General features: G+C 74.1%; 20 protein-coding genes. 8 read left to right on the top strand and 12 right to left on the bottom strand.

The window, feature by feature from the left end; genetic code table 11:
- Positions 1-50: 50 nt before the first annotated feature.
- The 7 genes from BS80_RS08520 to BS80_RS08495 all read left to right on the top strand — a co-directional run bounded on the left by BS80_RS08520 (position 51) and on the right by BS80_RS08495 (position 5,619).
- A complete protein-coding gene (locus BS80_RS08520; RefSeq protein ID WP_035795114.1) occupies positions 51-572 on the top strand; it encodes a hypothetical protein in 522 nt (173 codons plus the stop codon).
- Positions 572-2,419 carry an ABC transporter permease gene (locus BS80_RS08515; protein WP_051966366.1) on the top strand — a complete coding sequence of 616 codons (1,848 nt, stop codon included), beginning with the start codon at positions 572-574 and terminating at the stop codon, positions 2,417-2,419. The genes BS80_RS08520 and BS80_RS08515 overlap by 1 nt, the downstream gene beginning before the upstream one ends.
- Complete coding sequence (locus tag BS80_RS41720; RefSeq protein WP_232246411.1) at positions 2,416-3,174, top strand: ATP-binding cassette domain-containing protein; 759 nt, start codon at positions 2,416-2,418, stop codon at positions 3,172-3,174. Before BS80_RS08515 ends, BS80_RS41720 begins: the two co-directional genes overlap by 4 nt.
- Positions 3,171-3,836 carry an ATP-binding cassette domain-containing protein gene (locus tag BS80_RS08510; RefSeq protein ID WP_232246410.1) on the top strand — a complete coding sequence of 222 codons (666 nt, stop codon included), beginning with the start codon at positions 3,171-3,173 and terminating at the stop codon, positions 3,834-3,836. The genes BS80_RS41720 and BS80_RS08510 overlap by 4 nt, the downstream gene beginning before the upstream one ends.
- 80 nt (positions 3,837-3,916) lie before the next feature.
- A complete protein-coding gene (locus BS80_RS08505) occupies positions 3,917-4,327 on the top strand; it encodes a VOC family protein (RefSeq protein WP_035796993.1) in 411 nt (136 codons plus the stop codon).
- Positions 4,328-4,372: 45 nt separating this feature from the next.
- On the top strand, positions 4,373-4,828 hold the full coding sequence (locus BS80_RS08500) for a helix-turn-helix domain-containing protein (protein WP_035795113.1): 456 nt from the start codon (positions 4,373-4,375) through the stop codon (positions 4,826-4,828).
- Positions 4,829-5,013: 185 nt separating this feature from the next.
- On the top strand, positions 5,014-5,619 hold the full coding sequence (locus tag BS80_RS08495; RefSeq protein ID WP_035795111.1) for a hypothetical protein: 606 nt from the start codon (positions 5,014-5,016) through the stop codon (positions 5,617-5,619).
- Between the two features lie 54 nt (positions 5,620-5,673).
- Here the strand turns inward: BS80_RS08495 and BS80_RS08490 are convergent, their stop codons facing one another.
- The 5 genes from BS80_RS08490 to BS80_RS08470 are packed head-to-tail and all read right to left on the bottom strand — an operon-like array spanning position 5,674 to position 13,103.
- Positions 5,674-7,881 (bottom strand): RICIN domain-containing protein, encoded by a 2,208-nt coding sequence (locus tag BS80_RS08490; protein ID WP_198045474.1) that lies wholly within the window; start codon positions 7,879-7,881, stop codon positions 5,674-5,676.
- 52 nt (positions 7,882-7,933) lie between these two features.
- Positions 7,934-9,913, bottom strand: a complete 1,980-nt coding sequence (locus tag BS80_RS08485) for a hypothetical protein (protein ID WP_035795108.1) — start codon at positions 9,911-9,913, stop codon at positions 7,934-7,936.
- 11 nt (positions 9,914-9,924) lie between these two features.
- Complete coding sequence (locus BS80_RS08480; protein ID WP_035795105.1) at positions 9,925-10,785, bottom strand: carbohydrate ABC transporter permease; 861 nt, start codon at positions 10,783-10,785, stop codon at positions 9,925-9,927.
- Positions 10,782-11,726, bottom strand: a complete 945-nt coding sequence (locus BS80_RS08475; RefSeq protein WP_035795102.1) for a carbohydrate ABC transporter permease — start codon at positions 11,724-11,726, stop codon at positions 10,782-10,784. Before BS80_RS08475 ends, BS80_RS08480 begins: the two co-directional genes overlap by 4 nt.
- Before the next feature lie 30 nt (positions 11,727-11,756).
- Complete coding sequence (locus tag BS80_RS08470) at positions 11,757-13,103, bottom strand: extracellular solute-binding protein (protein ID WP_035795099.1); 1,347 nt, start codon at positions 13,101-13,103, stop codon at positions 11,757-11,759.
- Between the two features lie 144 nt (positions 13,104-13,247).
- Between BS80_RS08470 and BS80_RS08465 the strand changes: the two genes are divergently transcribed.
- Positions 13,248-14,528, top strand: a complete 1,281-nt coding sequence (locus tag BS80_RS08465; protein WP_198045473.1) for an ROK family transcriptional regulator — start codon at positions 13,248-13,250, stop codon at positions 14,526-14,528.
- 66 nt (positions 14,529-14,594) lie between these two features.
- Here BS80_RS08465 and nadE read toward each other — a convergent pair whose 3' ends face one another.
- From nadE to BS80_RS08435, 7 genes are read right to left on the bottom strand one after another with little or no spacing between them, the layout of a single operon-like run.
- The gene (gene nadE / locus BS80_RS08460) at positions 14,595-15,437 is read right to left on the bottom strand and encodes an ammonia-dependent NAD(+) synthetase (protein ID WP_035795098.1); all 843 of its coding nucleotides are present in this window, start codon (positions 15,435-15,437) and stop codon (positions 14,595-14,597) included.
- Positions 15,438-15,491: 54 nt separating this feature from the next.
- Positions 15,492-16,418 (bottom strand): NAD-dependent epimerase/dehydratase family protein, encoded by a 927-nt coding sequence (locus BS80_RS08455; protein WP_051966365.1) that lies wholly within the window; start codon positions 16,416-16,418, stop codon positions 15,492-15,494.
- Between the two features lie 3 nt (positions 16,419-16,421).
- Positions 16,422-17,510, bottom strand: coding sequence for a cytochrome P450 family protein (locus tag BS80_RS08450; RefSeq protein ID WP_198045472.1), 1,089 nt, complete (start codon positions 17,508-17,510; stop codon positions 16,422-16,424).
- Complete coding sequence (locus BS80_RS43485) at positions 17,510-18,451, bottom strand: AMP-binding protein (RefSeq protein ID WP_269676098.1); 942 nt, start codon at positions 18,449-18,451, stop codon at positions 17,510-17,512. Before BS80_RS43485 ends, BS80_RS08450 begins: the two co-directional genes overlap by 1 nt.
- The gene (locus tag BS80_RS43480) at positions 18,448-18,963 is read right to left on the bottom strand and encodes an AMP-binding protein (RefSeq protein WP_269676097.1); all 516 of its coding nucleotides are present in this window, start codon (positions 18,961-18,963) and stop codon (positions 18,448-18,450) included. The genes BS80_RS43485 and BS80_RS43480 overlap by 4 nt, the downstream gene beginning before the upstream one ends.
- Before the next feature lie 10 nt (positions 18,964-18,973).
- Positions 18,974-19,714, bottom strand: coding sequence for a glycosyltransferase family A protein (locus BS80_RS08440; protein ID WP_232246409.1), 741 nt, complete (start codon positions 19,712-19,714; stop codon positions 18,974-18,976).
- A complete protein-coding gene (locus BS80_RS08435) occupies positions 19,711-20,721 on the bottom strand; it encodes a 3-oxoacyl-ACP synthase III family protein (protein WP_035795096.1) in 1,011 nt (336 codons plus the stop codon). Before BS80_RS08435 ends, BS80_RS08440 begins: the two co-directional genes overlap by 4 nt.
- Between the last annotated feature and the right edge of the window lie 32 nt (positions 20,722-20,753).

Here is a 20,753-nt window from a genome sequence, read left to right as displayed (position 1 = left end):
GTGCGGCCGGCGGTCTCGCCGGCCCCTGGCGGGGGGTGGAGAGGATCGCGATGGACGGCTCGGGGCGCCCGGTCCGCGCCCGGCTACTCGCCGGCGCACCGTTCGGCTGGCTGCTGGCCCTGCTGGGCGGGGCGATGTGCGTGCTCGGCTGGTACGCGGTCTCGGGCGAGCGGCTGACCGCCCGCCAGCTCCCCTACCTCGCGTCCGCCACCGCGCCGGGCGCCGCACTCATCGTGGCGGGCGTGGTCTGGGCGGCGCTGCGCACCCCGGGCGCGGGCGATGCGGCCACGCCCGCGCTCCCTGATGCGCCGAGCGCCGTCGACGGGTGGCCCCCCGAAGCCGGGGGAGAGGCGACAGGGGAGGCCGGAGGCGAGGTCGTGGGTGAGTCGGCGGCGTGGGGCGGTGGCCTGGTCGCCGTCCCCGGCGGCACCCTGTGCCACCGCCCCGACTGCCCGCTGGTGGCGGGCAAGCCGCGGGCCGCCGCGGTGGACGGCGCGGCGATCCGGGCCCGCGGGCTGGCGCCCTGTCCGGTCTGCGAGCCGGACGTGCTGCCCGCACAGGGCCCGCTCTGATGGCCGACCCCGGGCTGGCGATCGACTTCGCGCTGGCGGGCGTGGCCGTCGGCGCCGCGGCCGCGCTCAGCGGGGTCGGGCTGGTGGTCTGCTACCAGCTGACCGGCGTGCTCAACCTGGCCCAGGGCGGTATCGCCGTCTTCATCGCCTATCTGCTGCGCGAGCTGGTGGTGGTGCGGGGCTGGCCGGTGGGGTGGGGCGCGGTGCTCTGCCTGCTGGTGGTGGCTCCCGGGCTCGGCATGCTGCTCCAGCTGGCCGTTTTCGGACCGCTCCAGCGGCGGCGGGCGGCTGTCGGCGAGTTGGTGGTGGCCTGCGTCGGCGTCCTGGTGCTGCTGATCGGCGCGGTCGCGGCGATCTGGGGTACCACACCGCTGGCCGACGTCCCGGCGCTGGTCCCGGCGCGGACCGTCACGTTGCCCGGCGGCCACCTGCTCCGGGTGGACGCGGTGGCCCAGCTCGGCGCCGTGCTGGTGATCGCGGTGGCGCTCTGGGCGGTCGGGCGCTGGACCGGCTTCGGGGTGCGGGCCAGGGCGGTGTCCGCGGATCCGACGCTGGCCGAACTGGCCGGGGTGAACGCCGGGCGGGTGGCGGCGGCCGGCTGGGCCTTCGGCTCCTTCGCGGCCGGGCTGGTGGGCGTGCTGCTGGCACCGCTGGTGCTGCTCGACCCGTACGGGCTGCCGTTGCTGGTGATGGAGACCCTGGCGGTCGCGGTGGCGGCCCGGCTGCGCAGCCTGCCGATCGCGGTGGCCGTCGGGCTCGCGCTGGGTATCGGTCAGTCCGAGCTGAGCTGGCTGCACCCGGCCGGCACCCTGGGGCCGCTGCTGGACGCCGTGCAGTCCAACCTGTTCGCGGTGGCGCTGCTGGTGGCCGCCCTGGTGCCGTGGGGATTCGTCGAGGGCTTCGCCGACCAGGGGCTGCTGGGCGGCGGCGGGCTCCCGCAGCTCGGGCGGCCGCCCGGCGGTGGCCGGGGCCGGGGCTGGGCGGCCGTCGCCTGCGCGCTCGCGCTGCTCACCCCGCTGGCGCTGCGGGCGGGCGGGGTGCGGGCCGTGCTGACGGTGCCCGCGCTCGCGTTGATCCTGCTCTCGGTGGTGCTGGTGACCGGCGGCGGCGGGCTGGTCTCGCTGGGCCAGGGCGCCTTCGCGGGCCTGGGCGCACTCGCCGCCGCGCTGCTCGCGTCGGGACGGATCCCGGCGGGCGCGGCGCTGGTGGTCACCGTGCTCGGGCTGGCGGCGGCCGGGCTGCTGATCGGCCGCCCGGTGGTGCACCGGCGCGGCCTGGTGCTGGCCCTGGTGACCTTCGCGCTGGCGCTCGGCCTGAGCCGCTTTGTCTTCGAACAGCCCTATGCCACCGCCGGTCTGACGGTGCTGCGGCCCGCCTTCCTCCGCGGCGACCACGCCTTCTACGCCGCCGAGTTGGCGGTGCTCGGGGCGGGTGCGCTGCTGGTGGCGGCGGTGCGGCGGGGGCGGCTGGGCCGGGCGCTGGTGGCGATGCGTGACCACGAGGCGGGCGCCTGGGCGGCGGGGGTGGCGGTGCCCCGGGTCAAGCTGCTGGTCTTCGGGCTGGGCGCGAGCCTGGCGGGTGCGGGCGGGGTGCTGCTCGCGCTGGCCGGGGAGGCCTTCGACGCCTCGGTCTTCGACCCGGTGCAGGGGCTGCTCTGGTTCGCGGCCGTGGTGGTGGCGGGGGTGGACAGTGCGGTGGGTGCGGTGTTGGCGGCGTTCGCCTTGGTGGGGTTGGACGCGGCGACGGTGCCGGGGATGTCGGCCGTGGTGGTGGGCGCCCTCGCGGCGGGCGCGGGGTGGCTGCCCGGCGGACTCGCGGGCGGGATCCGGCGGATGGTGGCCGGGTGAGCACCGACCGGACCGACCCGGGTACGAGAGATGGGGTGGGCCGCCCCGGGCTGCTGGCCGGGCGCGCGGTGCTGCGGCGGCTCGGCGGCGTGGCGGTGGTGGACGGCGTGGACCTGACGGTCCGGCCCGGACGGGTCACCGCGTTGGTCGGCCCGAACGGCGCGGGCAAGAGCGTGCTGCTCGACTGCCTCAGCGGGCTGGCCCGGCCCGACGGCGGTCGGATCCTGCTCGACGACCTCGACATCACCCGGGCGCCCTGCCACCGGCGGGCCCGGCTCGGTCTGGCGCGGACCTTCCAACAGGTTGCGGTCTTCCCCGAGTTGACGGTCGCGGACAACGTCCTGGTCGGCGCCGAGCAGCGGCGCCGGCGGCCGACCGCGCCGGGCGCCGCCGCGCTCCGGGTGGCCGGCGCGCTGCGGCTGCTGGGCCTGACCCCGCTCGCCCACCGGCCGGCGGGCGACCTGCCGCTCGGCGTGCTCCGGCTGGTCGAGCTGGCCAGAGCGCTGGCCGGATCACCGCGGGTGCTGCTGGTGGACGAGGTCTCGGTCGGCCTCGACGCGGGCCAGGTCGCCCAGGTCGCCCGGGTGCTGGCCCTGGTGGCCCGCGAGGGGGCCGGCGTCCTGCTGGTCGAGCACGACCTCGGGCTGGTCTCCCGGCTCGCCGAACTCGCCTACGTCCTGGACGGCGGCCGGGTGGTGGCCACCGGGCCGATCGAGCGGGTGCTCGCCGACCAGCGGGTCCGGCGGCTCTGGTGAGCGGGGCGACGGGCGGGCTGGCCGCCGAGCTGCGCGGCGTCCGGGTCCGCGACGGACGGGTCGAGCGGCTGCACGGGGTGGACGTGCGCTGCCCGAACGGGCGGCTCGGCTTTCTGGTCGGGCGCAACGGGTCCGGGCGTTCCACCGTACTGGCGACCCTGGCGGGCCTCGCCCGCCCGTACCAGGGCCGGGTCACCGTGGCCGGGCGGGACGTCACCGCGCTGGCCGCCCACCGCCGGGCCGCGCTCGGGGTAGTGCTGGTTCCGGCCCGCCGAGCGGTCTTCTCGACTCTGACGGTGGCCGAGACGCTCGGCCTGTCCGGCCCGCCCGAGCGTGCGGTGGTCCGATTCCCGGAGCTGAGCTCCCTGTTCGGCCGCCGGTGCACCGAACTCTCTGGCGGTCAACAACAGTTGGTGGCCCTCGCGCGGGCCGTGCTGGCCGACCCGGCGCTGTTGCTGCTCGACGAACCCGAACGCGGGCTGGCCCCCGCCGTGGCGGTCCGGCTGCGCCGGCTGCTGGCCGAACGGGCGCTGGCCGGCCGTGCGGTCCTGCTGACCGCCCGGACCCTGCCGCCCTGGGCGCCGGACGACGCCCTGGTGCACGTGCTGGAGCGCGGCCGGCTGGTCTGGCTCGGCGAAGCGGGCGAACTGCGTCAGGGTTGAACGGCGCCAGGGCTGAACCGCGGCCAGATCGGTCAGGAATCGAGAAGCGCCGTCCCCAAGCCGCACCTAGCATGACCGCCATGGACATCACCATTCACACCAGCGTCCTCCCGCACGACGACCCGGACGCCTCGGTGGCCTTCTACCGCGACGCCCTCGGCTTCGAGGTCCGCAGCGACGTCGGACAGGGCAAGATGCGCTGGATCACGGTCGGCCCGGTCGGCCAGCCCGGTACGTCCATCCTGCTGGCGCCGCCGGCCGTCGACCCCGGGGTCACCGAGGACGAACGCCGCACCATCGCCGAGATGATGGCCAAGGGCACCTACGGCTGGATCCTGCTGGCCACCCACGACCTTGACGCGACCTTCGAGAAGGTGCAGGCGGGTGACGCCGAGGTCGTCCAGGAGCCGACCGAGCAGCCGTACGGCATCCGCGACTGCGCCTTCCGCGACCCGGCCGGCAACCTGGTCCGCATCCAGGAACTTCGCTGAGCCGTTCCGGCAAGGCGGTCATCGCCCTCGAAAGGGAGTCTCCTCATGTGTCACCCCTCGTGGGGACGTGCACGTCTCGCGGCGCAGCGGCTGAGCGACTTCGCCCGGCTGCGCCGCGTCCGCGACCGGATCGACCGGGAGTACGCGCGGCCGCTGGACGTCGAGGCGCTCGCCCGCGACGCGCGGATGCCCGCCGGGCAGCTCAGCCGCCAGTTCCGGCTGGCCTACGGCAGGTCGCCCTACGCGTACCTGACGGCACGTCGCGTCGAGCGCGCGACGGAGCTGCTGTTGCGCTGTGACGAGCTCGGCGTCGACGAGGTCCGCCGCGCGGTCGGCTGCTCGTCGCCGGGCGTCTTCAGCACCCGCTTCACCGAGCTGGTCGGCGTGGCGCCGAGCGCCTACCCGCGCGGCGCGTCGGGCACCGCGTCGGGCACCGTGCCGGCGACGCGGCAGCCGGCAGGACCGGTCGGGAGGCGAGAGGCACCGGCGCTCGCGCCCTGAGCGGGCCGGCCGGCCCGTGACGATGTCGCGGTTCTGTCACCGGTTCGGCAGAGACTCGCAGGGAGGGTGTGCTCCGCGGGCGACGGCCGCGACGATGGGGCGGTCGGGGATGTGCGGAGCGAGCTGGGGGCAACGTGGCACACCAACCTTCCGTCCGGTGGAGCACCCTCCACCGACGGTGTGCCGTGGCCGTGCTGGTGGCCCTGTCCGCCCTGGCGGTCGCCGCCGCGCCGGTGGTCTGGGCGGGTTCGCAGGACGTTCCGGGTGATCGGCGCGGGTGGTTACTGGCTTGCGGGGCCGCCCTGTTGGTGGCGCTCGGGGCCTCAGGCCCGCTGCGCCGGGAGATCTCCGCCGGCGCGTACGTCTCCGCCTGTCTGGCAGTCGTGCTGTTCCTGGCCCTCGCGCTGGGCACCGTCTTCGCGACGGCCCAGGCCGCCGACGCCATCCGGATCCAACGGCACGAACTGCCCAGCGCTTCGGCCACCATGACCGCGTGCCGGACCACGGGCCGGGAGCTGGACGATCAGGACCACGTCAGCTACACCTACGGCTGCACCTACCACTGGACGGTCGACGGCCGCGCGTTCAGCGCCCAGCGCTCCACCGACCAGCTGTATCCGGACGGCCGTCCGACCAGGGTGTGGCTGGACGGCGCAACGATGATCACCGGGCGGCCGGACATCCTGGCGATCCCGATCTGGGTCGCTTTCGCCCTGGTCGGGTTGCTGGGCACGCTCCGTTTCGGGGCGTCGCTGGCCTGGCAGGTCCGCGCGTCCGGCCTGCTGCCGTGAGGGGGCGGTGCGCGCCCGGCCCTCGGTGAGGCTCCACCGAGGGCCGGGCTCAGCTCAGTTGACCGTCCAGTGTTGCAACGCCGAGCCGGTGTCGGCCTGCTGGGTGACCAGCGAGCCGTCCGAGCCGGTGGCGGTGGTCAGCAGGAGGCCGCTGCTGCGGGAGGCGATGGTGTAGCCGCCGTTGACCGCGGTCACCGTCCAGCGCTGGTTGGCGTTGCCGGTGCAGGTCCACTGGATCACCTGGGCGCCGGCTGTGGTGGAGCCGCCGCTGACGTCCATGCACAGGTTCGACTGGCCGTTGGTGATCTGGTAGGAGCCGTCGGACTGCTGGGTGAGGACCCAGTTCTGGTTGGCGCCGCCGTTGGGGCTCCAGGTGACCAACTGGGTGCCGGCGCTGGTGGAGTGGTTGGGGTCGTCCAGCGCCTTGCCCGAGGTGGTCAGCGTGTGGGTGCCGTTGAGGCTGACGCCGGTGCCGGTCACGGTGAACGTCAGGGTCTGTTCGCCCGCGGTACGGGCGCCGCCGACCGCGTTGCCGGTGGTGTTGGTCCAGCTGCGGGTGGGTGTGGTCTCGGCCGCGCGGCTGCTGTCGGACGAGAGCCCGAGCACCAGGCCGCTGTAGCGGTTGACCAGATGGAATCCGCCGGCCGTGCCGGGGATCACGAACCACTGCTGGCCGACCGAGGAACTGTCCGCGGTGACCGTGGGTTTGGCGCCCCAGGCGCGGCCGGCCTGGGTGGTCGAGTCGACTCCTAGCAGCTGCCCGGTGGCCGAGTTGACGATCCGGTAGGAGCCGTCCCCGTCGGCCGCGAAGCTCCACGACTGCAGCGCGGAGCCGGTGGCCGAGGCCAGCGAGGTGGCCGCCGAGCCGCCCTGGGACTGGGCCAGCACCCTGCCGTCCGCGTTGCCGATCCGATAGGTCTTGCCGGTGTCCACCGGCGCGGCCGGGCTCGGGGAGCTGAGCGTGATATCGGTGTACTCGCCGTTGGAGCCGTTCGAGCAGGACCACGCGCAGTACGAGCGGAAGGTCTTGCCGACGACCGTGTTGTTCGTCCGGCTGGCGCCGTCCAGGAACCATCGGTACCAGGAGGCGGTGTGGTAGCCGCCGGTGTCGCCGAGCGCGAACCACTTCTGGGTGGAGAGGTCGGCCGTGGCGTAGAAATGCTGCGGCGCCGATCCGCTCTGGTCGACCCCCTGCGGCTCGCCGATGTACAGGCCCAGGTAGGCGTCGTAGCTGACGTCCATGACGAACAGCGGTGAGGTGGGCGGCATCTGGCCCGCCGCGATCTGCTGTTCGGCGGTCCCGGCGGTGGCCGGGTTGTACTCGGCCGAGGCCGGGGTGTAGCCGGTGGGGTGGGAGGAGTCGACCGGCACCATGTTGCTCTCCAGGCCGCCCTGACCGGGCTGGGACCAGGCGCCGTTGTACCACTTCTGCCAGGAGCCGGGAGCCATCTTCGAGGCGATCGGCGCGCGTGCCGCGTGCTCGTAGAAGGCCTTCCAGCCGCCGCTCTTGTCGATGACGCGGGAGCCGTAGAAGACGTAGAAGTAGCCGGAGGCGGTGTCCACGTACAGCCGCTGGTCGCCGTCGCCGTAGGAGTAGGTCTGGCCGGGGAACTGGCCGGTGTCGCCGCGCTGGGTGCTGTACGGCGAGGTGATGGCGTGGTCCTTGATGGTCCAGGTGTGGCCCTGGTCGGTGGAGACCGCGTAGTCGATGGCGTCGTAGTGCAGGCCGTCGTTGAACGGCGAGGGGGTGAACTCGTTGTGTACCAGGCCGTACCAGTCGCCGGTGTCGGGGTCGACCCAGGTACCGACCAGGTCGCAGTAGTTCTTCTGGGCGTAGCTGGTGTTGCCGACGGAGTAGCTCGCGGTCAGGCCGGTGGGACTGTTGTTGCAGCGCCAGGTGGTGTCGTTGTTCTTGTCGTTGGCGTTGGCGGGGTTGACCGCGTTGTCCAGGGCGTTGTCGGCTGTCGCGGAGTCGAAGTCGCTGCCGCTGTAGAAGCTCCAGGAACGGTTGTCGGTGGCGCCGTAGAGGGCGTCGGACTCCTGGTAGTGGAAGCTGCCGTCCTTGTCGGTGAAGGGCGCGGCCGGACTGTCGGAGATCTGGCCGAACGGGACGGGGGTGCCGACGGTGACGCCGTAGCCGCTGGTGGGCACGGCGGCGGGGGTGGCGGCCGCCGGGCCGGCGGCCAGGCCGGTCAGGCTCAGGGCCGCGCTGGCGAGGATCGCGACCAGGGCGCCGCGGGGTGGGGGAAACGTGGGAAACACGGATGCTCCTTGCTGTGCGGAACGCACACCGCCGTGGGGGTTCACGGTGGAGTCAGTGCCAGTCCACGACCAGCCAGCCGCGGTGCGGCAGGTCCTGGTCGAGGCTCAGCCCGCGGTGGTGCTCGGTGACGCGGACCGAGGTCGGTGGGGCGAGCGGGGCCAGCAGGGTGGCGCCGGGGGCCGTGGGGGCGGTCGGCAGCGCGATCCGCGGCCGGGCCGGGTCGGCGCTGCCGTTGGCCACGGCGAGGAGCCAGCCGCGCTCGGAGTGGGAGAGGTGCGGGATCAGGTGGGGGCCGCCGCTCACCAGCGGCAGGGTGGGCCGGTCGCCCTCCAGGAACCGGACCATGGCGTGCAGCAGGCGCTGGCCGTCGTCGTCGTACGGCAGCAGCTCGGGCGCGGTCGCGGCCAGCACCGCGACACGGCCGCCGAGTTCGTTGGCGAACACGAACCTGCCCGGCCCCCAGTACTGCTGACTTGACGTCAGAATGCTGGTCCAGGGCTCGGCCTGTGGAGCGAGGGAGAGCAGGGCCAGCGCCGGCTGGACGTTGACGCTCAGGTACGCGTCCTCCCGCGCCACGTGTTCGAGCGCGTACGGGCCGCCGAGGCCGGCGGCCTCGCGCTCGACGAGGCCGCAGGCGCGCAGGCCGAGCAGGTGGCCGAAGCCCCGCCGGGTGAGCACCTCGGCGGCCGTGCCGTCCAGCAGCAGCCCGCCCGACAGCATCTCTTCGATCTCGGAGTCCTCGAAGGACCAGGCGAGTTGGCCGAATACCGCCTGCACGGGGGCCGGGCCGGCGGTGACCGGGACGCCGTAGCGCAGCAGGAGATCGGCCGCGGGGCCGGCGTCGACGGCGAGTTCGGCGAGCTCACCTCCGGTGCGGGTGCGCACATGCGCGGCCGCCTGCGGGGGTACCGGTAGGCCGACCCCGTGGGTGCGCGGTGATCGCGGTTGGCGTTCGGCGACCCAGTCGAGGGCGGGGCGCGAGCGGCGCAGCAGGTCGGCGATCCGCGGGAAGCGCTGGGCGCGCCCGGACTGCATGGGGTGGACGTTGAGGAACATCGCGTCGGATCCGGCGAGTTGGGCAGCGACCAGTTCGGACCAGGTCTGCGTGTCGGACTTGGACCAGGCGGTGTGCGGCCAGTTCTCGATCTCGGGTTCGCTCGTGGCATGCGCCGGTCGCAGCGCCCGTTGAGCCTCCAGCATCCAGACGGAGAAGCTGAGTTCACGTCCGGGGGCGTCGCCGTAACGGGCGAAGTGCGGGCGGTGGGCGACCCGGCCGTCGATGCTGAGCGCCTCGAACAGGGCCGGCCAGTCACGGCCCTCCACCGAGTGGACGCCCAGTTCGGAGCTCATCAGGCCGAGCTGGACGCGTCCGCCGGACTGCGCGCCGACTGCCGCCGCCACCAGTGCTGCGGTCTCCAACTGGGCTGTGCGCCAGACCTGTTGCAGCAGCTCGCGCCACGGGTGGGGTTCCCCCGGGGAGGTGACGGCGGTCACCAGCCGCTCCCGGGTGACCGGTCTTCCGACGACCGCCGCGAACCGCTCCAGCATCAGTGGCTCGAAGCCGCCACCCCAGTGCAGCGGGGCGTGGTTGTGGTAGCGGAAGTCGTCCTCCAGCCAGAGGACCCGCAGGTCCAGGGTGGCGTAGCGGGCGTAATGGGCGGCGAGCCAGCCGCGCCAGCGCGGGCAGGCGAAGGAGGCCTGGGCCACGGCGGCGGTGCCCTCGGGGTCGACCATGGGGGCGAAGCCGAGCCGGTCGACGCGGCCGCGGTCGGCGTGGCCGGCGGTGACCCACGGGTTGAGGCTGACCCCGATGCCCGCCTCGCGCAGGACCGTGGTCGCGGTCGCCGCGGTCTCGAAGAGCAGATCCTCGGCCGCGCCGGTCGGGTGGCCGGTGTAGAGCTCCTCGGCGCCGAGCAGCAGCACCACCTCGTCGATGCCGGCCTCGCCGCAGAACTTGGCCAGCTCCTTGGCGTGTTGGGCGGCCTCCGGGGTGGGGTGGAGCTGGAAGCGCAGGTGGTACCTCGCGGGCACGAGGGGCCTCCTCACTTGGTGCTGCCGGCGGTCAGACCGGAGCGCCAGAAGCGTTGCAGGGACAGGAAGAGGACGACCAGCGGGATCGCGGAGATCGCGGCCGCGGTGATCACGATGTTGAACGGCACGGCGCTGGGGCCGATCCCGCGCTGGGCCTGCCAGCCGACGATGCCGACGGTGACCGGTTGCAGGTGGTCGTTGGCCAGCATCAGCACCGGCAGCAGGTAGTTGGTCCAGATCGCGACGAACTGGAAGAGGAAGATGGTCACCAGCGCCGGGGACATCACCCGCAGTGCGATGGTCGCGAAGATCCGGAACTCGCCGGCGCCGTCGATCCGTCCGGCCTCGATGACCTCGTCGGGGACCGAGGCCCCGGCGTAGATCCGGGCCAGGTAGACCCCGAACGGGCTGACCATGCTGGGCAGCAGCACCGCCCAGTAGGTGTTGACCAGGTGGATCTGGGAGAACATCAGGTAGAGCGGGACGGCGAGCAGCGGCTGCGGCACCAGTACCGCCGCGAGGACCGAGTTGAACGTCAACTCCCGTCCCCGGAAGCGGTACTTGGCCAGGGTGTAGCCGGCCAGCGCGGCGATCAGGGTGCTGACGGCCGCGCCGCCGACGGCGTAGAGCGCGCTGTTGGCGAGCCACTGCCAGTAGATGCCGCCCTGTTGGGCGAAGACCTGCTGGACGTTGTCGAAGAGCGCGAAGCGGGCGAACCAGAATCCGTTGCCGCTGAACAGGTCCGCGTTGGTCTTGGTCGAGGAGACCAGCAACCACCAGACCGGGGCCAGGAAGTACACCGAGGCGACCAGGAGGACGCCGAGGACCAGCCAGCGGGCCGGTCCCGCCGACTGACGCGGGGCGGCGCTCACAGGGAACCTCCACGGCGCTGGACCAGCTTGAGGAAACCGAAGGACAGGACGAAGGCGAGCAGCGCGAGGATGACCGACTCGGCGGCGGCGGCGTTGAAGTTGTTGGCGTTCACGGCGTCGTAGGCCGCGTAGATCGGGGTGTAGGTGCTGGGCAGGTTGGGGGCGACGTTGTGCAGGATGGCCGGCTCGTTGTAGAGCTGGGCGGTGCCGATGATCGAGAAGACCGTGGTGAGCACCAGCGCCGGGCGGACCAGCGGCACCTTGATCCGCCAGGCGATGCCGAAGGCCGAGCAGCCGTCCATGGTGGCCGCCTCGCTGAGTTCGGCCGGGATGGCCTGCAGGGCGGAGTAGATGATCAGCATGTTGTAGCCGGTCCAGCCCCAGGTCAGCATGTTGCCGATGGTCGGCGCCAGCAGGGCGTTCGAGGTCAGGTCGAGGTGCAGGCCCAGGTGACGGGCGGCCGCGCTGATCGGGCTCAGGCCGGGGGCGACCAGGTAGGACCACATGATGGCGCCGACCACGCCGGGCAGCGCGTACGGCAGGAAGAAGGCCAGCCGGAAGAACCGCTTGAAGAGCGTGGATCTGGCGTCCAGCAGCAGGGCCAGGCCGAGCGCCAGCAGCAGCATCAGCGGCACCTGCACCGCGCCGATCAGCAGGACCCGCAGCAGTGAGCCGCGGAAGTCCGCGTCGCCCAGCGCCGTCGCGTAGTTGGAGAGTCCGCTGAACACCTGGGTGGGGGCGGTGAGGCCGAGGCCCGAGCGGTGCATCCGGAACAGGCTCTGGTAGACCGTGTAGCCGATCGGGGCCAGGTAGAGCGCCGCGAACGGCAGCAGGAACGGGGCGAGGAAGAGCACGACGGGCCGCCCGCGCCGGCGGCCGGTGCGGCGCGCGCCGTCGGCCGTCGTCCGGCCGGCTGCCCGCTCGTGCAGAGCGGTGGTCATGGAGGTTACTGCCTTTCGGTTGACGGTGGGTCAGCCGCCCGAGACGCTCAGGCCCTGCTGCTTCATGCCGGCCACCGTCTTGGTCTGCACGGTGCTGAGCATGTTCGGCAGCGTGGTGCCGCCGGTGCCGGCCTGGCCGAGCCCGTCACCGAGGTCGGTGGAGGTCTGGGTCATGGTCGGGCCCCACTGCCAGTCGGTGCTGATGTGCGCGCTCTCCGCCTTGAACACGTCGAAGATGCTCTGGCCGCCGTAGAAGGGGTCCGCTGCCGAGAGCACCGGGTTGGACAGTCCCGAGGTGGCGGCCGGGTAGATCCCGGTGACCTTGATCAGGTTGCTGAGACTGTCCGGGTCGGTGCTCATCCAGGTGGCGAACTCGGTGGCCTCCTTGGCGTGGCCGCAGCCCTTGAGCACCGCGGTGGCCGAGCCGCCGTCGTTGCCGTAGACCGGGTTGGCGGCGTCCCAGACCGGCATCGGCGCGACCGCCCACTGGCCCGCACCGTCCTTGACGCTGCTGGCGATGATCGGCGCGTCCCAGACCGCGTTGACGTCGGAGAGCACCTTGCCACTCGCCATGTCGCTGTAGAGCGAGGGGTCGTAGCTCGGGTCGGTCTTGACCAGCTTCTTGTCCAGCAGGCCCTGCCAGAAGCCGGCCACCTTCTGGTTGGCGGCGCTGGCCATGCTCACCTGCCACTGGTCGCCCGCGGTGCCGAACCACCCGGCGCCGGCCTGCCAGGCGAGGCCCGCGTAGTTGTAGGCGTCGTTGCCGAGGTCGCCGAGGTAGACGGTGGGGTCGGCGGCGTGCACCTTGGCGGCGTCGGCCGCGTACTCGTCCCAGGTGACCGGCGCGGTGGTGATGCCGTACTTGGCGAACAGGTCCTTGCGGTACATCAGGGCCATCGGGGCGGTGTCCACCGGGATGCCGTAGGTCTGCCCGCCGATCGTGACCTGCTTCCAGGTCCAGTCGGCGAACTGCGACTTGGCGGCGCCGGCGTACTTGCTGACGTCCTCCAGAGCGCCGGCGGCGGCGAAGCTGGGCAGCGTCTCGTAGCCGACCTGGCCCAGACAGGGGGCGTTGCCGGCCTTGGCCGCGGTGAGCATCTTGGTGTAACCGCCCTTGGAGCCGGAGGCGGTCTTGTCGAAGCTGACCTGGATGTTCGGGTGGGTCTTGTTGAACAGCGCCACCGACTGGTCGTAACCCGGCGCCCAGCCCCAGAAGTCCAGCTTCACCACGCCGCCGGCGGAGCCGGACGACGCCGTCGAACCGGATCCGCCGAAGCTGCTGGATCCGCCGGATCCGCTGGAGGAGCATCCGCTGAGGACGGTGGCTGCCGTGAGGACCGCGATCGCGGCGGTCAGGGAGTGGGTTCTTGCCTTCACGGACGTCTCCTGGAGGTCGTGGGGGGAAGAGCACGGGATCGAAGAGGCTCGAAGCGTGAACAAGCCGGATTCGTTCGGCTATTGTTTGAACTAATATCGGCCAAGTCAATAGGCTGGGTTCATCCACACGAGGGGAGCAGTCCGGTGAAGCAGGCGCTGCAGGGAACGGGCGTGCGCGATCTGGCCATGGCGCGCCCGGCCGTCGCGCGGGACCGGTCCGCGTCCCGGCGGGCCAATCTGAGCCTTGTGCTGCGGCTGCTGCGCGACGACGGCTCGCGTTCCCGGGCCAGGATCGCCGAGGAGACAGGCCTGCCCAAGGCCACCGTCTCCCACCTGATCGCCGAGCTGCTGGACGGCGGCCTGGTCCGGGAGGGCGAGGCCGAGCGCGACCGCGGCGCGGTGGGGCGGCCCGGTCAGGCGGTGGAGGTCGACGGCCGCAGCGTCCACGGCCTGGGCGCCGAGATCAACGTGGACTACATCAGCCTGCTCGCGCTCAACCTGCGCGGCGAGGTCACCTTCGAGCAGCGCACGCCCCTGGACGTACGGGCCGTGGGCGTCGAGGCGGCGCTGGACGCGGTGGCCCGCCTGACCGCCGACGGCATCGCCGCCGTGCGCGGCGCCGGCGGTCAGGTGGTCGGCGTCACCCTGGCCACCCCCGGCGCCGTGGACATGGACGCGGGGGTGGTCAAGTACGCGTCCAACATCGGCTGGCGGGAGGTCCGCGCGCTGGCCGGGCTGCGGGAGCGGCTCGGCCCCGGAACCCCGGAACTGCACCTGGAGAACGACGCCAAGCTCGGCGCACTGGCCGAATACGTACTGGCCTCCGCCGACAACGTGCGCGATCTGGTCTACGTCACTGGTCAGACCGGCGTCGGCGTCGGCATCATCGCCGGCGGCCAACTCGTGCGTGGCACCAGCGGATACGCGGGCGAGGTCGGACACCTGCGGCTGGTCGCCTCGGACGAGCCGTGCGCCTGCGGGCGGCGCGGCTGCTGGGAGACCACGGTGGGACGCGACGCCCTGCTGCGCTACGCCGCCGATCCGGCGGACATGGTCTGCGACCCGATGATCGACCTGGGCCGACGCCTCGCCGAGCTGCGCAACCGCGCGCATGCGGGCGATCGCCGCACCCTGGAGGCGCTCAGCCGGATCGCCGACCACCTGGCCCCGGGGCTGGCCCTGCTGGCGGACATCCTCAACCCCCGACTGCTGGTCCTCGGCGGCCACTTCGCCTACTTCGGCGAGCACCTGATCGACGCGGTGACCGCCCGGGTGCGCGAGCTCGTGATGGCCCCCGACGCCGGCGGCAGCGAGATCGTGCTCTCCCAGCTCGGCCTGGCCGGCACCTCGCGCGGCGGCGCGCTGCTGGCCCTGGACGCCGTGTACCAGGACCCGACGGCGGTGATCGCGGCCGGCGGCCACTGAACCCGCAGCGGGCGTGAACGGGCCCCAGCCCCGGGGACTTCACCCCGGGGCGCGCCTACCTCCGGATCAGCGCCGCCACCAGTCGTCGAGCGGGGTGACCGGGACGACCCGCTTGTGCCGGGTCGCGAGGAAGGTCGACTCCAGCTTCGCCGCCACCTCCGGTGCGACGTCGGCGCCTTCGAGGTAGTCGTCGATCTGGGCGTAGGTCAGGCCGAGCGCCACCTCGTCGGGCAGCGCGGGCCGGTCGTCCTCCAGGTCGGCGGTCGGCACCTTCTCCCAGGTGCTCGCCGGTGCGCCCAACTCCTGCAGCAGAGCGGCACCCTGACGCTTGGTCAGACCGGTCAGCGGGGTGATGTCGACGCCGCCGTCGCCGTACTTGGTGAAGAAACCGGTCACCGCCTCGGCCGCGTGGTCGGTGCCCACGACGAGCATGCCGAGCTGCCCGGCGATCGCGTACTGGATCACCATGCGTTCACGGGCCTTGATGTTGCCGCGCACGAAGTCCCGCAGCGTGGGCGCCTCGCCCAGCAGTTCCCGCAGGCTGAGTGCCGCCTCGGCGGCGACGGCGTCCGCGCCCGGCTTGACGTTCACCTCGATCGACCGGTCGGGCTTGATGAACCCCAGCGCGATCTGCGCGTCGTGCTCGTCGGCCTGAACGCCGTAGGGCAGTCGGACGGCGACGAAGCTGGCCTCGTGCCCCTGCGCCCGCAGCTCCTCGGCGGCGAGCTGGCACAACCGGCCGGTCAGCGTGCTGTCCTGGCCGCCACTGATCCCGAGCACGAAGCCCTTGGCCGGGGTTGACCGCAGGTAGTCCTTGAGGAAGTCGACCCGTTGCCGGATTTCGTCCTTGGGCGCGATAGCCGCCTTGACGCCGAGCTCGGCGAGAATCTGCTCCCGTACGTTAGCCATCCACGTACTGTACTGGCCGGAATCGGACCCGGGAAAGGCGGCCCCGCACAGGCCCTAACGGCACCGGGCGAGGTAGTCGGCCAGGTCGTGCGTGGGCCGCCAGCCCTGGGCGCGGGCCTTCGCGGTGTCCAGCACCACGCTGCTGGCCAGCTGGTCCACCGCGTACGGCGTCAGCTCCGGCGAGCGCCGGCGGGCCAGCCGGACCAGCGGGAGCGGCACGTGCCCGATCCTGGCCCGGACCCCGTGCGCGGCCAGCAGCCGGCGCAGCACCTCGTCGCGCCGGTAGGGCTCGGCGTCGGCGATGTTGTAGGCGCCGGGCGGCCAGCCCGCGGCCGCCAGGCAGGCGTCGGCGAGGTTCTGGACGGCGGTCAGGCTCAGCGACACGTCGGCGCCGGGGAGCAGCAGCAGCCCGCGGCGCACCCGGGCCAGCACCCGCGGCAGCAGGTGCGGGTCTCCCGTCCCGTACACCGCGCGGGGGCGCAGGACCACGGCGCCCGCCGCCAGCGCGAGCCGTTCGCCGGCGGCCTTGCTGCGCCCGTAGGCGTTGAGCTGGCCGCCGGCGCTCGGGTGCTCCTCGGCGACACGGGAGCGGTCGAGCCGGGGGTCGTAGACGCTGGCGCTGCTCACCCAGACGACCGGACGGCCGGCCGCGGCGGCCAGCAGCCGTGCCGTGCCCGCGACATTGACCGCGTACTGCTCCGCCTCGGCGGGGGAGCCGGGCGGGTGGTCGCCGACCGCCGCCGCGCAGTGCACCACCAGGTCCGCGCCGCCGAGGTCGGGCGGCTCGGTCGCGGCGTCCCAGCTCAGATGCCGCCCCACCGGGCCGGGGCGGCGGCCCACGCAGAGCACCTCGGCGCCGCGCGCGGCCGCCGCCCGGGCGACCTCGCCGCCGCAGAAGCCGCTGGCACCGGTGACGGCGATGGTGACGCCGGTGACGCCGGTGGTGGGGGTGACGCCGTCGGTGGCGTGCAGGCGCGCCATCGATCAGCCCTTCCCGACGAGCAGTGCCGCGTACCCAGGGAGGGCGGCGCGCCGGTCGACGGTGGACCGCAGGACGCGGGGCGCGTGCGGGGCCAGCGCGGTGAGGAAGTCGGCCAGTTGGGCGCGGGCGAGGGCGGCGCCGGGGCAGCCGTGCGGGCCGGCGCCGAAGACCGCCTGGGCGGCGGCGGGCGGATCGTCCGGGGTGTCGCGGTGCGACTGGGCGGCGTGTCGGGCGACCAGGATCAACCGGTCGCCGCGCCGGATCGGGCAGCCCGCGACGGTCGCGTCGGCGGCCGCCACCCGCGGCAGGATCGGCGAGGGCGCGGTCAGGCGCAGCAGCTCGACGGCCAGCGCGGGGGAGGTGTCCGGCCCGAGCCCGGCCCAGAGCCCGGCCCGCGCGCACCACGCGGCGGCCCGGGGCAGCGCGGCCATCGTGGTGTTGACGGCGGCGACCGCGAGCGCCGCGTCGCGGCCGTCCGGGAGCAGGGAGGCGAGACGGCCGACGGCCTGCTGGGCGCTCGGACGGCGAGTGAGCGCGGGGAGCGGAGGCAGCAGGGTGGGCAGGTGGTCGCGGGCGGCGGCGGTCGCGGCATCGCAGGCCGCGCGGGCCAGCGCCGTCGGGTCGGCCGAGCTGCCGGTCAGGGCGGCGACGGTGACGCCGGCCAGCTCGCGCACGATCGGGACCAGGTCGGTGCGCTCGGGCAGTTCGGTGAGGCGCTCGGCCAGGACCCGGCGCCAGAGCGGCCGCAGTGCCGCCACCCCCGGAGCGCCGAGGAGGGCGGAGACCTCGCGGCGCGCGGAGCGGTGGGCGCCACCGTCCTGGTCGAAGAGCTGGTCGCCGTCGGTCAGCCGGGCGGCCGCGCCGCCGGTGGTGCCCTCGGCGGTCCGGTCGAGCGGGACGCGGGTGAGGACGTGGTGGTACGCCTGCGCGTCGTGCACCAGCACGGTCCGGCCGACGCGTACGACGGGCCGGCGCCGGGTGACGGTGAGGAGACCGAAGAGCGCGGGGTGGCTCGCCAGGTAGACCAGGCGGTCCGCGCTGCGGGCGGCGCGGATCCGGGGGTGCGTCCCGGGGTGTGTCGGCAGGGTCATCAGAGGCCCAACTCTCGGGCGCAGTACCGCGAGGCGGCGGCGCGGTCGGGTTTGCGGGAGCGGCCGGCGAGCGGGACGTCGGCGAGCAGCAGGGCGTCCGGGCGGGCGCTGCCCATCGCGGCCAGCGGCCGCCGGAGGTCGGCCCGCAGGCGGCGCGGGTCGGCGCCCCGGCGCGGCTGGACCAGGGCGACCAGGCGCTCGTCGCCGTCGCCGGCCGGTACGCCGACCAGGACGGCGAGTTCGACGTCCGGCAGGTGCAGGGCGGGTTCGTAGAGGCCGGGGTAGATGTTCTCGGCGCGGCGCAGCACCATGTCCTTGAGCCGCCCGGCCAGCACGATCCGGCCGTCCGGGGTGAGCCGGGCCCGGTCGCCGGTGGCGACCCACGGGTCGGGTTGCTCGCCGAGGTAGCGGTGGCGGGCGCTCGGCCCGCTCAGCTGGAGTTCGCCGCGCTCGCCGAGCCGGACGCCGACGCCGGGCAGCGGGTGGCCGAGCAGGTCGCCGTCCTCGGTGAAGGCGGCCTTGTCGGCCTCCTCGACGACGGCGGCGGGGAACAGTTCGGTGAGGGCGTACACGCCCCAGGCCTCCCGGGCGCCGGCCCGCTTCACCCGGCCCAGCAGCTCGGCGGGGGCCGGCGCGGAGCCCGTCCAGACCCGGCCGGTGAAGTGGTCGAGGGAGCGCAGCTGTGGCGGGGTCAGGTAGGTCTCCGCCGGTCGCAGGGCGACGAGCTGGCGCCCGAGGACGCTGCTGGAGCGGGCCGGCAGCGCGACGCTCGCGCCCGCCGCCAGCGCGGGCACCAGGACGAAGAACGTGCCGCCGAGCACCGCCGCCCCCGGTTGCGGGGCGACCAGCGCGGCCACCGTCCGCATCCCGGCGGCGAGGCCGGCCCTGGAGTGGACCACGGCGCGCGGGGCCGAGGTGGTGCCGGAGGTGAAGACGATCACCGCGTCGCCGTCCCCGTCGTACGGGACGGGCGCCGGCGCCCGGGCCGCCGCCAGCGCGGGTGCGCAGCCGGGCGGCGCGGGCCGACGGTGGCGACCGGGCCGAGGGTGCGCAGCGGGGGAAGGGCCAGTTGGGCGCGGCGGGCCAGCGGCCGGGCCCAGCCGGCCACGGCCTGCGCGGCGGCGTCGGCCAGCACCAGCGCGGGCGGGGCGAGCGCGAGCCGGGCCCGCAGGACGTCCGGTCCGGCCGCCGGGTCGAGGACGGCGGCCCGCAGGCCGAGCCGGTGCGCGGCCAGCAGGACGGCCAGCGCGTGCGGCCCGGGTCGGACCGCGACGCCGAGGGTGTCGCCCGGGCGCAGCCCGTACCGGTGGTGCAGGGCCGCGGTGTAGCCCTCGGCCAGGTCGGCGAGTTCGCCGCAGCGCACCCGGACCCGGACGGTGCCGGCGCGGGTGCAGCCGAGCAGCGCGGGGCGGTCGCCGCCGTGGCGCAGGGTGTGGTCGAGCAGATCGAGCACGGCGGCCTCCTCAGCGCACGTCGACGTGGCGCCGGCCGGCGCCGCGTTCCAGGTACCAGCGGGCGGTGCCGAGCACGCCGTAGGCGCGGATCCGGCGGGTGGAGTTCTGCACCACCATGTCGCGGCGGTGGACGATCGCCGTGGTGTGGCGGCGGACCCGGTTGATGAACGTCCGGTCGGTGGGCGAGGGCCGGCGCGGCATGCCGCCGACCGCCTGGTAGAGCTCGGCGGTGATCGCCATGTTGTTGCCGGCGTGCATCCGGTAGGGCGTCAGGTAGCCGTGCCGACGCCGGTGCGCGAGCCGGATCCGGCCGAAGCACGCGCCGAGTGCCACCAGGACGCGGAACACCGCGCGGCCGACCGGGCCGTGCTCGTCGGTCCGGGCGGTGATCCGGCCGCAGACCAGGCCCCCGGAGGCGAGCAGCCCGGCACGAGCCGCAGCCGTCCAGCCCGGCTGCGGCAGGCAGTCGGCGTCGGTGCGGGCGAGCAGCGTGGCGCCGCGCGCGATGGCGTACCGGAACCCGGTGTCGATCGCCGAGCCGACGCCCTTCTCCGGCTCCACCAGCAGCTCGACCGCAAACGGCGCGTCCTTCGCGAAGGCCCGCACCTTCTCCACCGTGGCGTCGCTGGAGCCGTTGTCGGCGACCAGCAGCGTGAACGCGCGGTCGCGTTGGGCGGCCAGTGCCCGCAGCGCGCCCTCGATCCGGGCCTCCTCCTGGTAGGCCGGGACCACCACCCACAGCGCGGTCACGACTTCTCCCAGACCATCGTCATCAGGCTGACGCCGCCGCCCAGGCCGACCATCAGCACCCGGTCACCGCTCGACAGGTCATCGTGTATTCGGTCGAGTTGGACGCCGATCGCGGCGCTGGCCAGGTTGCCGAGCTCGGGGACCGTGACCACCAGCTTCTCGGCCGGCACCCCGGTCAGTTCCACGAACCGCTCCAGGTAGGGGAGCGTCACCTGGTGGACCAGCACCCGGGCGTAGGCGTCCCAGCCGAGGCCGGTGCGGGCGGCCACCCGGGTCAGGATGTCGCCGCCGATCTTCTCGAAGACGCCGCGCAACTCCTTGCCGCCGCCCCGGAAGTAGCTCCACTCGTCACCGCGCGGATGCCGTGAGCCGCCGCCGGGGATCCCGCCGACCGCCCAGTGCTCGGAGGCGGTCTCGGTCTCCACGTCCAGGATCCCGCCGCGCCCGACCGGCTCGACCACCACGGCCGCGCCCGCGTCGCCGAAGGTGTAGCCGGCGAACCCGTCGCGGAACTCCTCCAGGCCGCCCGGGTCGCGCCGCATCGCCCGGCTGGGCGTCTCGCCGGTCACCACCAGGGCCCGCCGGGCCCGACCGGCCAGGACCAGCGCGCGGGCCGTGTCGATGCCGTTCAGGAAACTGTTGCAGGCGTTGGAGAGGTCGAAAGCGTGGGCCCGCGAGCCGAGTTCGGCCTGGACCAGGTGGGCGGTCGCCGGCTCGCAGACGTCCCGGGTGGCCGAGGCGAAGAGCAGCAGGTCGATGTCGGCGGGGTCGTAGCCCGCGCTGTCCAGCGCCCTGCGGGCGGCGCCCAGGGCCAGCGTCGAGGCGTACTCGCCCTCGGCGGCGAAGCGACGGGTGCGGATGCCGGTGGCCTTCTCGAACATCCGGTCGGGGAGGCGCAGGCCGCTGCCGGCGGTGATCTCGTCCTGGAGCTGCTGCGACGTCAGTTCCCGCTCCGGCAGGCAGGAGCCCACCGCGGTGATACCGACGTACGTTCTAGCGGGGTTCATGCGGCCATGCTGCCGTCGCGCGGTCGGTGCGG

The organism is Kitasatospora mediocidica KCTC 9733, from assembly GCF_000744225.1.
In the GTDB taxonomy this organism is placed as follows: domain Bacteria; phylum Actinomycetota; class Actinomycetes; order Streptomycetales; family Streptomycetaceae; genus Kitasatospora; species Kitasatospora mediocidica.
Note: the sequence above shows the minus strand (reverse complement) of the source record. Positions and strands in the feature narration are given on the sequence as shown.